The 17,662-nt window shown below is 67.7% G+C and carries 18 protein-coding genes; 12 read left to right on the top strand and 6 right to left on the bottom strand.

What is annotated here, in order from left to right:
- Position 1: 1 nt before the first annotated feature.
- The 6 genes from ACW173_RS21330 to ACW173_RS21305 form a co-directional block, all read right to left on the bottom strand.
- Entirely contained in the window at positions 2-3,151 is a 3,150-nt protein-coding gene (locus tag ACW173_RS21330; RefSeq protein WP_012286356.1) for an efflux RND transporter permease subunit, read from the bottom strand.
- Positions 3,148-4,689 carry an efflux RND transporter periplasmic adaptor subunit gene (locus ACW173_RS21325; protein WP_012286357.1) on the bottom strand — a complete coding sequence of 514 codons (1,542 nt, stop codon included), beginning with the start codon at positions 4,687-4,689 and terminating at the stop codon, positions 3,148-3,150. The genes ACW173_RS21330 and ACW173_RS21325 overlap by 4 nt, the downstream gene beginning before the upstream one ends.
- Positions 4,686-5,909 carry a TolC family protein gene (locus tag ACW173_RS21320; RefSeq protein ID WP_012286358.1) on the bottom strand — a complete coding sequence of 408 codons (1,224 nt, stop codon included), beginning with the start codon at positions 5,907-5,909 and terminating at the stop codon, positions 4,686-4,688. Before ACW173_RS21320 ends, ACW173_RS21325 begins: the two co-directional genes overlap by 4 nt.
- A gap of 147 nt (positions 5,910-6,056) precedes the next feature.
- A complete protein-coding gene (locus tag ACW173_RS21315) occupies positions 6,057-6,302 on the bottom strand; it encodes a hypothetical protein (protein ID WP_099578332.1) in 246 nt (81 codons plus the stop codon).
- 123 nt (positions 6,303-6,425) lie between these two features.
- The gene (locus tag ACW173_RS21310) at positions 6,426-6,797 is read right to left on the bottom strand and encodes a hypothetical protein (RefSeq protein ID WP_012286360.1); all 372 of its coding nucleotides are present in this window, start codon (positions 6,795-6,797) and stop codon (positions 6,426-6,428) included.
- 34 nt (positions 6,798-6,831) lie between these two features.
- Positions 6,832-7,935 carry an acyltransferase family protein gene (locus tag ACW173_RS21305; RefSeq protein ID WP_492082047.1) on the bottom strand — a complete coding sequence of 368 codons (1,104 nt, stop codon included), beginning with the start codon at positions 7,933-7,935 and terminating at the stop codon, positions 6,832-6,834.
- 478 nt (positions 7,936-8,413) lie between these two features.
- On the opposite strand from ACW173_RS21305, the gene ACW173_RS21300 reads away from it, so the two are divergent.
- From ACW173_RS21300 to adhP, 12 genes are all read left to right on the top strand, one after another.
- The gene (locus ACW173_RS21300; protein ID WP_012286362.1) at positions 8,414-8,764 is read left to right on the top strand and encodes a hypothetical protein; all 351 of its coding nucleotides are present in this window, start codon (positions 8,414-8,416) and stop codon (positions 8,762-8,764) included.
- Between the two features lie 138 nt (positions 8,765-8,902).
- On the top strand, positions 8,903-9,364 hold the full coding sequence (locus ACW173_RS21295) for a heavy metal-responsive transcriptional regulator (RefSeq protein ID WP_012286363.1): 462 nt from the start codon (positions 8,903-8,905) through the stop codon (positions 9,362-9,364).
- Entirely contained in the window at positions 9,354-9,602 is a 249-nt protein-coding gene (locus tag ACW173_RS21290) for a hypothetical protein (protein ID WP_492082046.1), read from the top strand. Before ACW173_RS21295 ends, ACW173_RS21290 begins: the two co-directional genes overlap by 11 nt.
- Positions 9,603-9,664: 62 nt before the next feature.
- The gene (locus ACW173_RS21285; protein ID WP_012286365.1) at positions 9,665-10,000 is read left to right on the top strand and encodes a hypothetical protein; all 336 of its coding nucleotides are present in this window, start codon (positions 9,665-9,667) and stop codon (positions 9,998-10,000) included.
- Positions 10,001-10,023: 23 nt separating this feature from the next.
- Positions 10,024-12,033, top strand: coding sequence for a 2Fe-2S iron-sulfur cluster-binding protein (locus ACW173_RS21280; protein ID WP_012286366.1), 2,010 nt, complete (start codon positions 10,024-10,026; stop codon positions 12,031-12,033).
- The gene (locus ACW173_RS21275; RefSeq protein ID WP_012286367.1) at positions 12,033-12,761 is read left to right on the top strand and encodes a hypothetical protein; all 729 of its coding nucleotides are present in this window, start codon (positions 12,033-12,035) and stop codon (positions 12,759-12,761) included. Before ACW173_RS21280 ends, ACW173_RS21275 begins: the two co-directional genes overlap by 1 nt.
- Positions 12,758-13,474, top strand: a complete 717-nt coding sequence (locus ACW173_RS21270) for a cytochrome c3 family protein (RefSeq protein ID WP_012286368.1) — start codon at positions 12,758-12,760, stop codon at positions 13,472-13,474. Before ACW173_RS21275 ends, ACW173_RS21270 begins: the two co-directional genes overlap by 4 nt.
- Positions 13,461-13,928 (top strand): DUF1622 domain-containing protein, encoded by a 468-nt coding sequence (locus tag ACW173_RS21265; protein WP_012286369.1) that lies wholly within the window; start codon positions 13,461-13,463, stop codon positions 13,926-13,928. The genes ACW173_RS21270 and ACW173_RS21265 overlap by 14 nt, the downstream gene beginning before the upstream one ends.
- Before the next feature lie 13 nt (positions 13,929-13,941).
- Positions 13,942-14,373: a four-helix bundle copper-binding protein gene (locus ACW173_RS21260; protein ID WP_012286370.1), complete on the top strand. Its 432-nt coding sequence runs from the start codon at positions 13,942-13,944 to the stop codon at positions 14,371-14,373.
- Between the two features lie 178 nt (positions 14,374-14,551).
- Complete coding sequence (locus ACW173_RS21255; RefSeq protein WP_012286371.1) at positions 14,552-14,917, top strand: hypothetical protein; 366 nt, start codon at positions 14,552-14,554, stop codon at positions 14,915-14,917.
- A gap of 154 nt (positions 14,918-15,071) precedes the next feature.
- Complete coding sequence (locus ACW173_RS21250; RefSeq protein ID WP_012286372.1) at positions 15,072-16,592, top strand: aldehyde dehydrogenase family protein; 1,521 nt, start codon at positions 15,072-15,074, stop codon at positions 16,590-16,592.
- Between the two features lie 19 nt (positions 16,593-16,611).
- Positions 16,612-17,658, top strand: coding sequence for an alcohol dehydrogenase AdhP (gene adhP / locus ACW173_RS21245; RefSeq protein WP_012286373.1), 1,047 nt, complete (start codon positions 16,612-16,614; stop codon positions 17,656-17,658).
- Positions 17,659-17,662: the final 4 nt, after the last annotated feature.

Below are 17,662 nucleotides of genomic sequence, written 5' to 3'. Positions count from 1 at the left end.
GCTATCCGTGAGCAATGGTGGGGCCGCGAGGTCGACTAAGACGCCGACGTTCGATGAGCAGATAGGCGGCCGGCACCACGAACATCGACAGCAGCGGCGCGCTGAGCATGCCGCCGATCATTGGCGCGGCGATCCGGCTCATCACTTCCGAGCCGGCGCCGTGGCCGATGAGGATCGGCATCAAACCGGCCAGGATCACCGCCACGGTCATGGCCTTGGGCCTGACCCGCAACAAGGCGCCCTCGCGGATCGCTTGGCTGAGGTCGGCGTCGCTCAGAACACCCTGGCGCTCGGCCAAGGCCTGCTTGAGATAGATCAGCATCACCACCCCGAACTCGGCCGAGACCCCGGCCAGGGCGATAAAGCCGACCCCGGTGGCCACCGACTGGTTGAAGCCCAGCAGATAGAGCGCCCAGAAACCGCCGGTCAGGGCGAAGGGCAGGGCGCCCATGATCAGGGCCGCCTCGTCGAAGCGGCGGAAGGTCAGGTACAGCAGCACGAAGATGATCAGCAGCGTCGCCGGTACGACGATCTTCAAGCGCTCGACCGCGCGCTGCAGATATTCGAACTGTCCGGAATAGCTGATGGTCACGCCGGCGACCGGTCTGACGTCCTTGGCCACCGCCCGCTGCAGATCGGCGACCACCGAAGACAGGTCGCGGCCGCGCACGTCGACATAGACGAAGGTGGTCGGCCGACCGTTCTCGCTTTTGAGCATCGGCGGCCCTTCGTTGACCACCACCTTGGCCACGGTGCCCAGGGTGATCTGCTGCAGGGACGGGGTGAGGATCGGCAGCGCCCGCAGGGCCTCAAGATCGCCGCGCACCTCGCGCGGATAGCGCACGCTGATCGGATAGCGGGCCAGGCCCTCGACGGTCTCGCCGACCGTCTGGCCGCCGATCGCGCCCGAGACGATAGCCTGGACGTCGGCGATGTTGAGGCCGTAGCGGCCGGCGGCGGCCCGGTCGATGCGGACATCGACATACCGCCCGCCTGCCAGCCGCTCGGCCAGGGCCGAGCTGACGCCCGGCACGGTCTTGGCGACCTGGGCGATCTGCTGGGCGACGCGGTCGAGCTGGGCGAGATCCGCGCCCGACACCTTGACCCCGATCGGGCTCTTGATGCCGGTGGCCAGCATGTCGATGCGGTTGCGGATCGGCGGCACCCAGACGTTGGAGAGGCCCGGAACCGCCACCGTGCGGTCCAGTTCCTCGACCAGCTTTTCCGGGGTCATGCCGGGGCGCCATTGATCGCGCGGCTTGAAGCGGATGGTGGTCTCGAACATCTCCAGCGGGGCCGGATCGGTCGCCGACTCCGCGCGGCCGGCCTTGCCGAACACGCTGTCGACCTCGGGCACGGTCTTGATCAGCCGATCGGTCTGCTGGAGCAACGCGCTGGCCTTGGCCGCCGACAGGCCCGGCAGGGCCGACGGCATATAGAGCAGATCACCTTCATTCAGCGTCGGCATGAACTCGCCGCCCAGCCGCGACAGCGGGACCAGGGTGGTGGCGAAGACCAGGGCGGCGATGACCAGCGTGGTGCGCGGACGCCCAAGCACCCAGTCCAGGGCCGGGGCGTAGAGCGCGCTCAGCGCCCGATTGATCGGATTGGCGGTCTCGGCCGGGATCCTGCCGCGGATCAGATAGCCCATTAGCACTGGGATCAGGGTGATCGACAGCAGAGCCGCGGCCGCCATGGCATAGGTCTTGGTGAAGGCCAGCGGCGCGAACAGCCGCCCCTCCTGGCCCTGCAGGGTGAAGACCGGGATGAACGAGAAGGTGATGATCAGCAGGCTCAGGAACAGGGCCGGGCCGACCTCGACAGCGGCGGTCGCGATCTCGTCCCAGCGCTCCTGTGTCCCGATCGTTTGGCCGGGATGGTCGTGCGTCCAGCGCTCCAGATGCTTGTGGGCGTTTTCGATCATCACCACGGCCGCATCGACCATGGCCCCGACGGCGATGGCGATGCCGCCCAGCGACATGATGTTGGCGTTGACCCCTTGGGCCCGCATGACGATGAAGGCGGCCAGCACGCCCAGCGGCAGGGCGATGATCGCCACCAGGGCCGAGCGCAGATGCCAAAGGAAGAGCGCGCAGACCAGGGCGACGACGATGAACTCCTCGATGAGCTTGGACTTTAGGTTGTCGATAGCGCGGTCGATCAGACCCGAACGGTCATAGGTGGTGACGATCTCCACCCCGGGCGGAAGGCTGGCCTTGAGCGTTTTCAGCTTGTCCTGCACGGCCTTGAGCGTGGCGCGCGCGTCCTCGCCCGAGCGCAGAACGACCACGCCGCCGGTAACCTCGCCCTGACCATTGAGTTCGGCGACCCCTCGGCGCATCTCCGGTCCGATCTGGATCGTGGCGACCTGACCCAGGGCGATCGGCACGCCGCCGGCGGCGGTCTTGACCGGTACGGCGGCGAAGTCGTCCAGGCTGCTCAGATAGCCGCTGGCCCGAACCATGTATTCGGCCTCGGCCATCTCGACGACGGAGCCGCCGGCCTCTTGGTTGGCCCGGTTCAGCGCCTCGACCACGGCCTGGTGGGTGACCCCGTAGGCCGCCAGCTTCTGCGGGTCGAGCACCACCTGGTACTGGCGCACCATGCCGCCGATACTGGCCACCTCGGCCACGCCCGGCAGAGTCTTGAGCTCATAGCGCACGAACCAGTCCTGCAAGGATCGCAGCTGGCTGAGGTCATGGCGGCCGGTGCGATCGACCAGGGCGTATTCGAAGATCCAGCCGACGCCGGTGGCGTCAGGACCCAGGGCCGGTCGGGCTCCGGCCGGGAGCCGGCTTTGCACCTGGCTCAGCGACTCCAGCACGCGCGAACGGGCCCAATAGGGGTCGGTCCCGTCGGCGAACAGCACATAGACGAAGCTGTCGCCGAAGAAGGAATAGCCGCGCACGGTCTTTGCGCCTGGCACCGACAACATGGTGGTGGCCAGGGGGTAGGTGATCTGGTCCTCGACCAGGCGCGGGGCTTGGCCCTGTGCCGGCGTGCGGATCACCACCTGCACGTCGGAGAGATCAGGCAGGGCGTCGAGCGGGGTTTCGCGCAGCGCCACGAGCCCGCCGGCCAGCAGCGCCAGGGCGCCGAGCAGCACGAAGAAGCGATTGGCCAGGGACCAGCGGATGACGGCGGCGATCATCGGCTGGCCTCCGCGCGGTGAAGGCTGCGCACGACGGGACCGTCTGGGCGCTGCTCGAAACCGAACGCGGCCTGGTCGCCCGTCTTCAACCCTCGCGCCAGGGTCGGCGGATCGAGCTTGAAGGTCATGGTCATCGCCGGCCAGCCGATCGCCGGCACCGGTCCATGGCTCAGGGTGATGGTGTCGGCGGTGATCTCCTCGATGCGTCCCTCCGCTTGCAACAGCGCCTTGGCGGCGGCCGGCGCCGACTTCATCGCCGGCGCGGCGGACTTCGTGGCCGGACCCGCCGGCATTGAGTTCACCGGTTCATCCGCCGACAGCGGCCTGGGTTCCAAGCCGGCGAGGCTTGCTTCCGAGTCGAGCAGGAACTGGCCGGAGGCCACGACCTGATCGCCAGCCTTCAGGCCGCCGAGGATTTCGGTGCGACCGCCGGCCTGTCGACCGACACGGACCTCGGCGGCCTGGTAGCGGCCGCCGCCCTGGGCCAGCATCACCAAGTCCCGACGGCCGGTGCGGATCACCGCCTCGCTGGGGACGGTCAGGACCGGCGCCGCATCACTCCCGAGGCTGGCCGTGGCGAACATGCCCGGCCGCAGCCGGCCGTCGCGATTGGCCAGTTCGACCCGTACCTGCAGGGTGCGGCTGTCGACTTGGGCGGAAGGCAGGATGGCGCTGACCCGGCCGTTGAAGGTCTCGCCAGGAAAGGCGGCCAACTGGGCGGAAACCGCCTGGCCGATCTTGATCAGTCCGGCCTGGGCCTCGGGGGCCGACAGGATCAGCCAAACGCTCGACAGGCCGCTGATCTGCGCCAGGGTCTGGCCCGAGGTCAGGCTCATGCCGGCCCGGACGTCCAAGGTCTGAATCACCCCGCCGATCGGCGCGCGCACCGTGGAGATCGGCTGGACCCTGCCGCCGCGCTCGACCGCAGCGATCAAGGGCTCGCTCATCCCGGCCAAGACCAGGCGTGAGCGCGCCGCAGCCGTCAGGCGCGGATCGCCGATGCGGCGCACGGCCAGATATTCGGTCTGCGCGCCGGCCCAGTCGGGATTGAGCAGGTCTGCGATCGGCGCGCCGGCCGCGACGATGTCGCCGGGGGCGTGGCCATAGACACGCTGGACGAAGCCGGCGGTTCGGGTCTGGACGATGGCCAGGTCACGCTGATTGAAGTCGATCGACCCCGGGACGGTCAAGCCAGAGGCGAGCGGCGTCATCTCGGCGCGGGCCAAACGCAGGCCCAGGGTCTGGGCGCCGCGCGGATCGACGGCCACGCCAGGCGACGCCGCGCTCGCGGCTTCGTCCGCGTAGCGGGGGACCAGCTGCATGTCCATGAACGGCGACTTGCCCGGCTTGTCGAAGCGTTGGGCCGGCACCATCGGATCATACCAGTAGAGAACCTTGCGGCCGGGCGCATCGCCCGCCGCCGGGACGGGCGCCTTGCGCCACTGGCCCAGGCCATAGCCCCCGGCCGCAGCCAGAAGGGAGATGGCGGCGGCGCCCGCGATCAGGGATCGGGGCGAAAGGGTTGTGGCGCGGCTCATGACGCGGTTCCATAGGTCAGGTTGATCTTGGCGCTGTCGCGCGTGACGAGGGCTTGGCGGTCGAGGATCGAAAGCTTGGTCTCGGCCAGATCGAGCAGAGCGCCGAGCACGTCGGTCAGGCTGGCGCGGCCGGCGCCGTAGCTGGCGGTCTCCAGGTCGGCGCGCTGCTGGGCCAGCGGCGCCAAGGTCTCTTGGGCCCTCGCCAACTGCTCATGGTGCATCTGGTGGTCTGCGAGGTCGCTCTCCAGCGCGGCGAGAAGTTGGCGCGCGCCCGCCGCCTTCTGGCTCTCCGCGCCGCGAACCCGCGCGCTCTGGGCGGCGATTAGCGGTTCGCGCCGGGATTGGCCAAACAGCGGTAGGCCGAAGGTAACTCCTAGCGACACCATGTCGCCGTAGGCGCCGTCGCGCTTCTGATAGGCGATGTCCCAACTGGTGTCGGGATGGGCCTCGGCGCGGGCCTGGGCCAGCTGGGCTCCGGCCATTTGGCGCGCCGCATCCAGCGCCATGAGGCTGGGATGGTTGGGGAGGCCGGCGCGCAGCGTCTCGGGGTCGATGGGAAAATCGGGCGCCGGTCCGATGGGTTGTGGCCCTGGCTCTCCGGTCCAGCGGGTCAGTTCGGCGGCGGCGCGGGCGCGGTCGGCCAGCAGTTCGCTGCGCCGATCGGCCAGCAGGGCCAGCTTCTGTTGCGCTTCCAGGGTCTGGCCCGGGCGAGCGTCGCCAGCCGTCAAGGCAGCCGGCGTCGTGTCGCGCAGCGGCGTGATCGCTTTCTCGACCGCGGCGAGCGCGGCCAGCTTCTGGTCGGTGTAGTAGAGATCGATCCAGGCCAGGGCGACGGCCAGCCGCGTCTCGCGCGCCACCAGCGCCTGGCGGGCGCCGGCGGTCGAGACCTCCGCCGAAGCGGCTCGACGCGCGGCCTCGCGCTTGGCGGCGCTGGGCCGATCCTGCATCAAGCCGACGCTGACCATGGTCATGCTGTCGCCGCCGAACGTCCCGGCCGGCGGTCCGGAGATCGGGGCATTGTCCAGACCCAGCCGTAACCTGGGATCGGGCAACTTGCCGGCCGCCCGTCCCTGGGCCTTGGCGGCCTCCAGATCGGCGGCGGTTCCATCCAGAGCCGGTGACTGCAGGGCCAGCCGCTGAGCGGCTTCGAAGGTCAGAGGGCCAGCCTGGGCCGCGCTGGCCAGGCTAAGGCTGCCCGCCAGAAGCAGTATGAAGCGCATTGAACAGAAGATCCTGTCGCGTAGCGCGCGGCGTCGGCCGCCGCGCGAGAAGGGGAGAGGCGCTCCGGCGGAGCGGTTGCAGCCAGTCCGCCGGAGCCGACCGAGCGGGCGACGGGGGGGATCGCCCGCCGCCCGGTTCAGCCGATCCTAGCGGGTCGGGCCCGTGGCTTCCGGCTTGGCCGGGGAAGCCGGGCCGGCCATCATCGACATCATCCCGCAGTTGGCCGGCATGTCGCAGATGCGCAGGGCGGTCCGGAAAACGTCCTTGGGATTGGACGGCGGGGACTGGGCCTGCAGGTGGCTGCAAGGCGCGGGCTTGGCGGCCAGGGCGGCCGAGGCGGCGAAGGTCAGGCCGGCGGCCAAGGCGGCCAGCATCGTGGTGCGAAGAGTCATGGAATCGTTCCTTGAAAATCGTGATCTGAAGCGCCCGCGAGCGGGCAAGCGACCGCGCGCTTGGCCGGGTGTGGGATGCACGACGGCGGGCGCGGAAGCGTCAAACCGGCGCTTGGCCGGTCGCTAGATCAGCGATCTTGGAGGAGGATCTTCCGGGATGGGATCGTGGGTCTGGCCGCTGGTGTTGGACCAACTGACCTCGACGCGGTAGACGATCGGCGAATGGCTGATCGCCGCGTCGCCGGGCACCCCGACCGCCAGCGCGCAACTGGTGGCGCAGGCCTTGGCGCAGTCCTTGGCCGACATCGCCTTGCCGTGGTCGCAACAGGGGTCTGGCTGGGCGGTGTCGGGGGCGGTTTCAGCGGCGGGCATCGTCATGCTCATCGCGCTCATGTCCATGCCGGCCATGTCGCAATCAGCCTGCGCGGCGTTGACCGCCAGCGGGCTGAACGCGACGGCCATGGCGGCCAGGAAAGCGAGCGCATGTCTCAGCATGGCTTCACCCTAGTCTGTTTACGCGACCCCGTCATCAGGCGTTGGCCGGGGCGGGGCTCGCCGCCCTGGCGCGGCCGAAGGGCGGACCGTGGCGGCGCATCAGCGTGCGCATCGGCCGCTCGACGGCGTGATGCAAGACCATGGCCACGGGGATGACCCCAACATAGAGCGCCAGCCACAAGCCTATGGGCATATGGGAGGGCTCCAGCCCGATGACCTTGCCCAGGCCTTGGGTGAAGACCGACTCCCAAGGAATGCAGACCATGTAGACGGCGAAGCTGACCTCGCCGAGATAGACCAGGGCCGGTTGGGCCAGGAATGACGAGCCTGAGGTGGAGATCGCCGCCAGACCCAGGATCAGCGCGCCAAACAGCGCCACGGCGACAAAGTCCGGGGCCTGCAAGAGCGCCGCGGCCACGACGCCGGACAGCGCCATGAGAGTCAGGCCGAGGCCCGAGGATTTGCCGGTGACCAGATCAGCGCGCCAGGCCAGCCAGATCGCGCAGCCGAGCGCGAAACACGGCACGATCCGCAGGGCTCCCCAGAGCAAGGTAGCCTTGGTAAGGGGAAAGCCGGCGACGGCCGGGAAGCCGATATTGAGCGCCACCACCAAGCCCAAAGCCAGGACCAGGGCCAGTCTTGGCCGGCTGATCAGCCGCCAGGCCACGAACGCGAAGACCGGGAAGCTCAGATAGGCGAACCATTCGGCGGAGATCGACCAGGACGGATGGTTCCAGCCGCCCAGCGGCGACAGGCCCCAAGCCTGGGTCAGGGTCAGTTGGGCTGGCAGGGATGGCCAGATCAGCAGCTTGTCGCCCGCCGAAACGCCCATCATGGCGGCCGTCGCGATCAGCAGCATCAAGCCCAACAGAACCGCCAGATGAACCGGATAGATCCGCGCCAGGCGAGCCCAGAGGAACTCGCGGTAGTCGAACCGACCCTGGCCAAAATTTTCCAGGTAGACGTGGCAAAGGATGAAGCCAGAGAGCACGAAGAACAGCTCAACGCCCAGATAGCCCTTGGCGATTACGGCGGGCATGGCCAGGCCGAGGTTGGGCCAAAAATGATAGGCCACGACCCACATGGCGGCGAAGAACCGCAGGCTGGTGAGGGATTTGAGGTTCAGCGGCATGGTCATCGGGCCTGGTGTTGCGGCGCTGGGCCGACGGTCATGGCCAAGCCTAGCGCCGAACTACCTAACAGCTTGAGAATCGCCTTTGGTTTCAAGACCTTGCCCATTATGGGAAGGTTCGCGCCGCAGACCTGCCCAACCGGCCGACGCGCACCTGGCTGGGCGGGGCTACGCGCTGGCGCGTACTGCAGTTGGGTGGGTGACGCCGCGGACCATCGAGCTCCTGCCCGGAGCCTTACCCGCAGTCGTGGCCCGTTGCCGACGCGCTCCCTTTGGCGACGACCATTGGCGACGACGAAACCACCGGCGAAAGCAGCTTGAAAGATCGGTGAGGCTCGCCGGCGCCATTTGAAGAGATCCTCGAAAAATACGCGATGTGACATCTACGTATTCAGACCCGGGACCCGGGACCTTAGTCCTGGTGGGGAAGGAAACCTCATTCCCCTCGGTCTCTCCGAGCGGCTCAACTTCAAAGGAGACAATCGTGAAAAAGTCGATCGTAGCGGCTCTGGCTGGCGTCGCGATGCTGGCCGCCACCCCCGTCCTGGCCCAGGGCATCGGCCACACCTTCTTCATGCGGGGCTCGATCGTCCAGGCCGACAGCACCGGTACGGTCATCTGCATCGGCAAGGCCGATGGGGCTGAAGTTGGCCAAAGCCTGGAGGTCTATCGGGTCAAGACCCTTCCGGGCCCAGCAAAGGGTCCCCCGTCGTATCGCCGTGATCTCGTCGGCCACGTGACGATCGACCATGTCTTCGACGAACACTTCGCCCATGTGCGCGTCGCCGACGGCGCCGCCGCCAAGCACGACATCGTCGAACTCGTTCGCAACTGATCCATCGGGGGGCGGCGTCCGCCCCCCCTTCCGCCGAGCAGGACATCGACCGGGGCCCTAGCTCAGAAACCTTGAGCAAACCCCGCATGCCTCGCTTGACCTTGGACCACGGTCCAACCTGCAGAAGGGGCGGATGCCATGGGAAAGTTTAAAATCGGCGAACTGGCTACGGCCGCGGGTGTCAGCCGCGACACCATTCGCTACTACGAACGGACGGGTTTGCTGCTTTCGCCGGGTCGGTCGGGCGCGGGCTATCGGCTCTACGGCGACGACGATCTTCTCCGGCTCAGATTCATCCGTTCGGGACAGGGGTTGGGCTTCACGCTCGCCGAAACCAGCGAGCTTCTCACCCTACAGACGTCTGACACCGCCAGAGCTACGGCTGTGCTCGCGATCACGTGCGACAAGATCCGCCAGGCGGAGACGCGCGTGGATGAGCTCAACCGTATCCGGACGATTTTAGAGGGGCTGGCTGCGGCGTGTCCGGGCGAGGCCCCAACCCGCGACTGCCCGATCCTGGCCTTCATTTCGGCGAGGCCCCGCGCCCGCGCCGCGGCGAAGCCAGAAACGACGAGGGGGGAGAAGAACCGTGAAACCTGACAGCGAAGGAATGACCATGAAGACTTATGCAATTGCTGCAGCCCTTGCAGCCGCCACGCTTCTCAGCGCTTGCGCCACCACGGCGCCGACCGAGAGCCAGATCGCCAGCTGTCGTCAGATGGAGAGCGATATGGGGGTCGCCGACCGACACGATCACTCGGAGATGAAGGGACAGGGGCGCAACCCCATGAACCTCTCGCACGATCGCTGCCGGCAGATCCTGCGGCAGTCGAAATGATCGGCGCCGGGTGATCAGCGCTCTGGTCACCCGGACCACACGTTCGCAAAAGGAAGACCTTGATGACAATCAACGGCAACTGCCGATCGCTGCTGATCAGCGGCGTGGCGGTCATGGCGGGACTCGCACTCGCCGGCTGCAACCGCGACAGCTCAACCTCGACCGCCAACACACCGGCGGCCGCTACCGCGAGCACGACGAACCCCGTCGGATCGACGCCGCCGCCTTCGCCCGCTGATGCGTCGGCCCAGCCCGCCGATGGGACCGGCAACGAGGTCGCCGACATGGAACATCATCACAAACAGGCGATGGATCATGCCGACATGCGCGCGGGCGCCGCCAAGCCCGACGCGCCGCCGCCCGCCGACAGCCCGCCCGCGCCGATGAAGCACATGTGAGCCTTGGGGGGCGGGGGCCATCGATGCGCTTACCGACAACCCTTTCAGGTCTGCTCGCGGTCGCGCTTTTGGTCGTCGTCGCCGCCGCCGCGGCGCCGGCGCCGGCGCAGGACGCTGACGAGCACGCCGCCCATCATCCCGTGGCCGCCGACCCAGCCGCGCCTGGCGCGATGGCGCCCGCGTCCGCCTCCGCCATGCCGACACCCGCCATGCCAACCACCGCCATGCCGGGGGCGGGCGCGCCCCAGGACGCCGCCATGGCGGGGATGGGGGGGATGATGGAGAAGATGGACCAGATGGCGGGCTGTTGCGGCCCCGGCCAGAACAACGGTCCGTTCTTCTCGCGCCTGCTGGGCCTACCAGGCCTCGATTCTGAGGCCCGCCAAGCGCTGGCGCGAGACACGGAGGCGCGGGTCCACAACGGCCTTGTCCTCGCGGGCGAGGGCGCCGCCGAAGGCATGCACGCCTCCAATTCGACCGCCCGTGCGGCGGCGGCGCGGAAGCTTCGAGAGGGCGCCGATCTCTACGCCAGCAGCGCGGCCGCGAAGAGCGCTCTGGAAGGCGAGACCTCGGGACCGAACGTTGCGACCAATTGGTTCCGGACGCAGCTTTCGGTCGGCACGGTCCTGTCGGGCGAGCACGCCGCCCATCCGTTCGGGATTTCGCCGGCGCATCTGCTGCTGATGTTGTTTCTGACGCCCGTCAGCGCCAGCCTCATCGCCCTGCAACTGTTTCGCCTGCAACGCATCCGCAAGATCGTCGCCGGGGCGCCGGCTGCGCCAGGCGCCACGGCGGTCTCGGCCGCGGCTGGAAACGACCGAAAAGCCGCCGCGCCGGCTCCGGCCGCGACAGTCGCTCCAGGCGGGGCGAAGGCAGTGGCCCCAAGCAGCGCCCTGGACCCGTCCGGCGCGACGCCGCGCAAGCCAAGAAGCTGGACCGGCGCGTTGCGAGTCGCGCAGATCCTGCGCGAAACGCCGACCATCTTGACCTTCCGGCTCGCCGACCCGGCCGCCGACCGGCTGCCGTTCGACTTTCTTCCCGGGCAGTTTCTCCAGGTCGAGGTGGAGCCCGAGCCTGGCAAGACCGCGCGCCGGTCGTACACCATCGCCTCATCCCCGACCCAGCGCGCCCATGTCGAACTCTCCGTGAAGCGCGAAGAGCAGGGCGCTGTCTCGCGCTTTCTCCACGATCACGTGAAGGTCGGAGAGTTAGTCAAAATCTCTGGCCCCTTTGGCGCCTTCACCTTCACGGGGACCGACGCTGACAGCGTCGTGCTCATCGCCGGCGGCGTCGGGATCACGCCGATGATGTCGGTCCTGCGCTATCTCACTGACACCGCCTGGCCAGGCGAGATCTTCTTCCTCTACGGCGCACGGTCGACCGAAGAATTTGCCTTCCGCGAGGACATCGAGCGCCTCGAACGCCGCCACGAGAACCTGCACGTCTTCGCCGCCATGCACCGGGCGCCCGGCACCGTGTGGCATGGGGCCGAAGGGCCGATCACCAAGGAGATGCTCACCAGCGCGGTCCCGGACCTCGCGCGCCGCCGCATTCACCTTTGCGGTCCGCCGGCCATGATGGCGGCCATGAAGGCCCAACTCGCCGAGCTTGGCGTCCCCGAGGCGCAGCTCCATACCGAGGCGTTCGGGCCGGCGTCCCTGCCGATCGATCCGCTCGAGCCGCCGGCCCAAGCCGCGACCGTCGCCCCGGCCGTGGGCAAGCCCGGCCCGACGCCAACGCCGCCGCCCGCAGGGGGGGCGGAAACCTTAGCTGCCACCATCACCTTTTCGGTTTCCGGGGTCTCGGCGCCGCTGCCCGCCACCCAGACGGTGCTCGAAGCCGCCGAAGGCGCGGGAGTCGAGATTCCTTACTCCTGCCGTGTCGGCGAATGCGGCGTCTGCGTCACCAAGCTCATCGACGGCGAGGTCACCATGGCCGTCGAGTCCGGCCTCGCGCCGGAGGACAAGGTCCAGGGCTACATCCTCGCCTGCCAGGCTAAGACGACCGGCAAGCCGCTCGTGGTCGAAGCCTGATGCGCGAGCGTGGCGACATCCTCGTGGCGCTGCTCGCGGGCTTCATCCTCGTCTTCCCGCTGGGGTTCGTGATCCACGTCTCGTCGCGGTTTCCGGGCAGCTTCGCCGGCGGCATGCTTGGCGTTCTCGCCGTGCTGATGATGTTGCTGACGCTCCCCTATGTGGCGGCCAAGCACATCGGCGCTGTCGACCGGTTCCTGTCGAGATTTGTGGCCAAGCCGACCCTCTTGGCGGTCCACGTCTACGCCGGCGTGCTCGCGCCGCTGCTCGCCCTGCTTCACGCGGCGCACAAGCTCGACAGTCCCCTCGGGGTGATGCTGACCGGCCTCCTGCTGCTCACCGTCCTGAGCGGGTTCGTTGGCCGATTTCTCCTGGCCGAGCTGGCGCGGGCGCTGCGCGGGCGCAAGACCGAGCTGGCCTCGCTCAAGGCGGCCTATCTGAACCTGCCGCCGCCGCCCACGGGCGTGGAGCCGCCGCCGCGCCAACTCGGTCGGCTGGCCCGCTTGTTGTTCAGGCCGGGTGACCCGCCCGCGGCGCCGGCGCCCGCCGACAAGGCGACGCTGGCCGCCGCGCTGTCGGACAGCGAATACGCCGTTCGGGCGGAAGCCGCGACCAGTTCGCTGTTCGCCAAGTGGCGCCTGCTGCATATCGTGGCCGGGGTCATTCTGTATGGGCTGATCCTGCTCCACGTCGGGGCGGCCCTCTATTACGGGCTGCGTTGGCTATGAAGCGATCGACGCTGTTCTATGGCCTGTTCATCGCGGCGCTGCTGGTCGTTGTGGTCGGCTTGCCGGCGGTCATGCGGACGAATACGCCGGCCAACAGCGGCATGATCGAAGGTCTTGTTTCACCAGGGCCGCTCTCCGCAGCCCACCAGACCTTCGCCGGTCAATGCACGACCTGCCACACGCCGCTGAAGGGCGTGGAGACGAAAACCTGCCTGAGCTGCCATGCCGGGCAGGATTTCGGCGGCAAGCAGTCGACCCAGTTCCACGCGACCGTCGCCGAGTGCACATCGTGCCACGTCGAGCACGACGGCGGCCGTAGTCTCGCCCGCATGAACCATCCGGCGTTGTTGGATCCGAAGGTCTGGAAGCATCCGATGGGGATTCCGGCGGTGGCCAGGAATGCCGGGACCGCCGGCCTGGACTGCGCCAGCTGCCATTCGATCCGGGACCCGCACCAGGGATTGTTCGGAGAGACCTGCGCCAGTTGCCACAGCGTGACCAGTTGGCGCGTCGAGGGGTATCGGCATCCCTCGGTCAACTCGACCCAATGCTCCGAATGCCACAAGCCGCCGCCCAGTCACCAGATGATGCATTTTAGCATGGTGTCGCAACGGGTCGCCGGGGAGAAGGCGCGCGTCGATCAATGCTCCGCCTGTCACACGACCGACAGCTTCAACAACATCCGCAAGCGAGGCTGGTATGATCACCACTGATTTTACCGGCGACATCCTCAGCGCCTTCTTCAAGCTGGCCGTGGTCGTCCTCGAACTGGCCGGCGCCCTGACGATCTTGGCCGGGGCCGCCCTGGCCACCTTCCTGTTCCTCAAGCGCGCCTGGCGCGCCGACCATTCCGAGGCCTACAGCCCGTTCCGCTCGGCCCTGGGCCGCAGCATCCTGCTCGGTCTCGAATTCCTGGTCGCGGGCGACATCGTCAAATCGCTGGTCATCAACCCCACCCTCGATGACCTGATCGTGCTGGCCGGACTCGTTCTGGTGCGCACCTTCCTCAGCATCTCGCTCGGGGTCGAGATCAACGGCCATTGGCCCTGGCAGGACACGCGCATGGCCCGGGAGGCCGTCGCGGCTTCGTCCCAAGCACCGGGGGCGACCAGGGGGCGCAGGCCTGGAGCATCGTCGACGCCGCCCGCCGCCGCCTCGTCAACCTGATCGGAGACACCCTATGCAAGACCGACGCGGACTTCTCGTCTCGAGCTTGGCGCTCGCCGCCGTTGCCGCCGCTGCCCGGGCCCAGCCCACGACCATGGCCCCTGGTCAGGGCGCCATGTCGATGCAGGCCTGCATCGACGCCTGCCTCGCCACCTATCGTCTGTGCATTGAGACGTCCCGGCATAGCCTGGAGAAGGGCGGCGCCCACGCCGCCCCGGGCCATATCGCGATCTTGCTGGATTGCGCCGACCTCTGCCAGGCGACGGCGACGTCGATGATGCGGGGATCGCCGATCCATACGGTCCTCTGCGAGGCCTGCGCCAAGGCCTGCGAGGCCTGTTCGAAGGACTGCGCCGGCTTCGACGATGTGCGGATGCAGCGATGCGCGGCCAGCTGCCGCGACTGTGCGGCCAGCTGCGCGATGATGGCGATGACCAGTCGTTGAGAGGCGACGGCCGGTTCGCCGCCGTTGCTCTGGCGACGAACGGTAGGACGAGCATCGTCGATGTGAACTCCACGTATATGGCCGCCGATCGCCGCCACGCATGCTGACCGCAAGCTGGCCGAGGGCGAAAACCATGCTCCCTCAGCCTAGAACGGCCCCTTTTTCTTGGAGAAACCCAATGCGCAAGACGTCACTCTTGATCGCCGCCCTCAGCCTTCTTGCGCTGGGATCGGCGGCACACGCCGACGACGACATGAAGATGCCCATGCCGGCCAAGCCGGCCGCCGCCGCCAAGCCGACCCCGCAGCATCAGCAAGGGATGCAGCACGGCGGCGACCAGATGCACGAACAGATGATGAAGGACCATGCGGCGGGCATGGCGAACATGGCTGGCATGCCGCCCAAGAAGGACCCGCCGGCCTCGTCGGGCATGAAGATGGGCTGCAGCGACGGCTCCGGCTGCAAGGGCAAGACGATGCCCGCCATGCCCGCCATGCCCGCTGATAAGCCGGACGCGCCCATGCCGATGAAAGACCACATGTAAAACGGCGTTGATGAGGAGGAAAGGCCCGCCCCGGTGATCGGGATGCGGGCTTTTCTTAAGTCAAGGTTGGGGGGTGAGTTCTGCGGACTCTACCTATTCACTCCCCGCCTGGCTGACAAATACCGTTCGATCTCACCATTGGAGGAGCGGCGTCATGTTCGAGCAAGCCATCAAGACCGTCAAATCCACGCCGCTCTTCCGCGAGCGCTACGACAACTGGATTGGTGGACGATGGGTCGCGCCGCTCGGCGGCGCCTCATTCACCGACCATAGCCCAATCAATGGCCGCGCCATCGCCACCTTCGCATCGTCCGGGCCTGAAGACGTGGAACTCGCCCTCGACGCCGCTCACGGCGCCAAGGCGGCCTGGGCCCGGGTCTCGCCCTCGGATCGCGCCCGAATGCTCAACCGCATCGCCGACCGGCTGGAGGACAATCTCGAATTCTTCGCCCTCGCCGAGACGATCGACAACGGCAAGCCCATCCGCGAGACGCGCGCCGCCGACGTTCCCTTGGCGATCGACCACTTCCGCTATTTCGCCGGCTGCATCCGAGCGGAGGAAGGCGCCATCTCGACCATCGACGACAACACCATCGCTTACCATTTCCGCGAACCGCTCGGCGTGGTCGGCCAGATCATCCCGTGGAATTTCCCGCTGCTGATGGCGGCGTGGAAAATCGCCCCGGCGCTGGCGGCGGGCAACTGCACCGTGATCAAGCCTGCCTCTCAGACGCCGCTGACCCTGCTGTTGTTCGCCGAACTGACGGCTGACATCCTGCCGCCGGGCGTCCTCAACGTCCTGACGGGTCCCGGCGGGACCGTCGGTCGCGCGATCGCGGAGAATCCGCGGATCGCCAAGGTGTCCTTCACCGGGGAGACGACGACCGGGCGCCAGATCATGCACTACGCCGCCGACCATCTGATCCCCCAGACGATGGAACTCGGTGGCAAGTCGGCCAACATCTTCCTGCCCGACGTGATGGATCAGGACGATCGCTTCCTCGACAAGGCCCTGGAGGGGTTTGCGCTGTTCGCCTTCAACAAGGGCGAGGTCTGCACCTGCCCATCACGCGCGCTGGTGCATGAATCGATCTTCGACAGGTTCATGGAAAGGGCGCTCGGCCGCGTCGCGGCCATCCGTCAGGGCGACCCGCTGGATCCGGTCACTCAGGTCGGCGCTCAGGCCTCCGAGGACCAACTGCGCAAGATCCTCGGCTATGTCGAGATCGGCAAGGCCGAGGGCGCCGAGTGCCTGATCGGCGGAGAGCGAGCGCTTCCGGGCGGCGAGCTGAACCAGGGCTATTTCGTCCAACCGACCGTGTTCGTCGGTGAGAACCGCATGCGGATCTTCCAGGAAGAGATTTTCGGCCCGGTGCTTTCGGTGACGCGGTTCAGCAGCGTCGAAGAGGCGATCGATATCGCCAATGACACGCCCTACGGCCTTGGCGGCGGTGTCTGGTCGCGCAACGGCAACAACGCCTACCGCGTCGGCCGCGCTCTGCAGGCTGGGCGGGTCTGGACGAACTGCTACCACGTTTACCCGGCCCACGCCGCGTTCGGCGGCTACAAGGCCTCGGGCTTTGGCCGTGAGAACCATAAGATGATGCTGGATCACTACCAGCAAACCAAGAACCTCCTCGTCTCCTACGACGAGGCGCCCCTGGGTCTGTTCTGACCGGCTGCTGAGGACACCCATGGAAAAGACAATGAAGGCGGCCGTGGTCCGCGCCTTCGGCCAGCCGCTCGTGATCGAGGAGGTGCGGGTTCCGCAGGTCGGCCCCGGCCAGATCCTGGTCAAGATCGCCGCCGCCGGGGTTTGCCACACCGATCTGCACGCCGCGCAGGGCGATTGGCCGGTCAAGCCCAATCCGCCCTTTATTCCAGGCCATGAGGGCGCCGGCCATGTGGTCGCCGTGGGCGCGGGCGTCACCCATGTCCGGGAAGGAGACCGCGTCGGCGTGCCCTGGCTCTACTCCGCCTGCGGTCACTGCGTTCATTGCCTCGGCGGCTGGGAGACCCTCTGCGAACTGCAGCAAAACACCGGATATTCGGTGAACGGCAGCTTCGCTGACTATGTGCTCGCCGATCCCAACTATGTCGGCCACTTGCCCGACAACGTCGGCTTCGTCGAGATCGCCCCCGTGCTGTGCGCGGGCGTCACGGTCTATAAGGGCCTCAAGATGACCGAGGCCAAGCCGGGCGACTGGGTGGCCATCTCTGGCGTCGGCGGCCTTGGGCACATGGCTGTCCAATACGCTAGAGCGATGGGATTGAACGTCGCCGCCGTCGATATCGATGACCAGAAGCTGGCCCTGGCGCGCGCTCTTGGTGCGACCGTGACCGTCAACGCGCTCCACGCCGACCCGGTGGCGGTGCTCAAGAAGGAGATCGGCGGCGCCCACGGCGTCCTCGTGACCGCCGTCTCGCCAAAGGCCTTCGCCCAGGCGCTGGGCCTGGTGCGCAGAGGCGGCGCCGTCGCCCTGAATGGATTGCCGCCGGGGGATTTCCCCCTCTCCATCTTCGACACCGTGCTCAACGGGATCACCATCCGCGGTTCGATCGTCGGCACGCGGCTGGACCTGCAAGAGGCTCTGGCCTTTGCCGGTGAGGGAAAGGTGCGCGCCACCGTCTCGACCGATCGGCTCGAGAACATCAATGCAGTTTTCGACCGCATGCGTCGCGGCGAGATCGAGGGCCGGGTCGTGCTCGACCTGTCGGATGGACCCCGCAGTGGTTCATGACTCG

It is taken from the genome of Caulobacter sp. ALps2, assembly GCF_058681635.1.
The sequence above is the reverse complement of the archived record's forward strand: the minus strand, read 5'-3'. Positions and strand labels throughout refer to the sequence as shown.

Excerpts from the sequence above, each read along its gene's own strand:
- ACW173_RS21315 (WP_099578332.1), bottom strand. The coding sequence starts at position 6,302 with ATGACTCTTCGCACCACGATGCTGGCCGCCTTGGCCGCCGGCCTGACC.
- ACW173_RS21310 (WP_012286360.1), bottom strand. The coding sequence starts at position 6,797 with ATGCTGAGACATGCGCTCGCTTTCCTGGCCGCCATGGCCGTCGCGTTC.
- ACW173_RS21250 (WP_012286372.1), top strand. The coding sequence starts at position 15,072 with ATGTTCGAGCAAGCCATCAAGACCGTCAAATCCACGCCGCTCTTCCGC.
- ACW173_RS21280 (WP_012286366.1), top strand. The coding sequence starts at position 10,024 with ATGCGCTTACCGACAACCCTTTCAGGTCTGCTCGCGGTCGCGCTTTTG.
- ACW173_RS21265 (WP_012286369.1), top strand. The coding sequence starts at position 13,461 with ATGATCACCACTGATTTTACCGGCGACATCCTCAGCGCCTTCTTCAAG.
- ACW173_RS21305 (WP_492082047.1), bottom strand. The coding sequence starts at position 7,935 with ATGACCATGCCGCTGAACCTCAAATCCCTCACCAGCCTGCGGTTCTTC.
- ACW173_RS21260 (WP_012286370.1), top strand. The coding sequence starts at position 13,942 with ATGCAAGACCGACGCGGACTTCTCGTCTCGAGCTTGGCGCTCGCCGCC.
- ACW173_RS21255 (WP_012286371.1), top strand. The coding sequence starts at position 14,552 with ATGCGCAAGACGTCACTCTTGATCGCCGCCCTCAGCCTTCTTGCGCTG.
- ACW173_RS21330 (WP_012286356.1), bottom strand. The coding sequence starts at position 3,151 with ATGATCGCCGCCGTCATCCGCTGGTCCCTGGCCAATCGCTTCTTCGTG.
- ACW173_RS21275 (WP_012286367.1), top strand. The coding sequence starts at position 12,033 with ATGCGCGAGCGTGGCGACATCCTCGTGGCGCTGCTCGCGGGCTTCATC.
- adhP (WP_012286373.1), top strand. The coding sequence starts at position 16,612 with ATGGAAAAGACAATGAAGGCGGCCGTGGTCCGCGCCTTCGGCCAGCCG.
- ACW173_RS21270 (WP_012286368.1), top strand. The coding sequence starts at position 12,758 with ATGAAGCGATCGACGCTGTTCTATGGCCTGTTCATCGCGGCGCTGCTG.
- ACW173_RS21320 (WP_012286358.1), bottom strand. The coding sequence starts at position 5,909 with ATGCGCTTCATACTGCTTCTGGCGGGCAGCCTTAGCCTGGCCAGCGCG.
- ACW173_RS21325 (WP_012286357.1), bottom strand. The coding sequence starts at position 4,689 with ATGAGCCGCGCCACAACCCTTTCGCCCCGATCCCTGATCGCGGGCGCC.
- ACW173_RS21295 (WP_012286363.1), top strand. The coding sequence starts at position 8,903 with ATGGGAAAGTTTAAAATCGGCGAACTGGCTACGGCCGCGGGTGTCAGC.
- ACW173_RS21285 (WP_012286365.1), top strand. The coding sequence starts at position 9,665 with ATGACAATCAACGGCAACTGCCGATCGCTGCTGATCAGCGGCGTGGCG.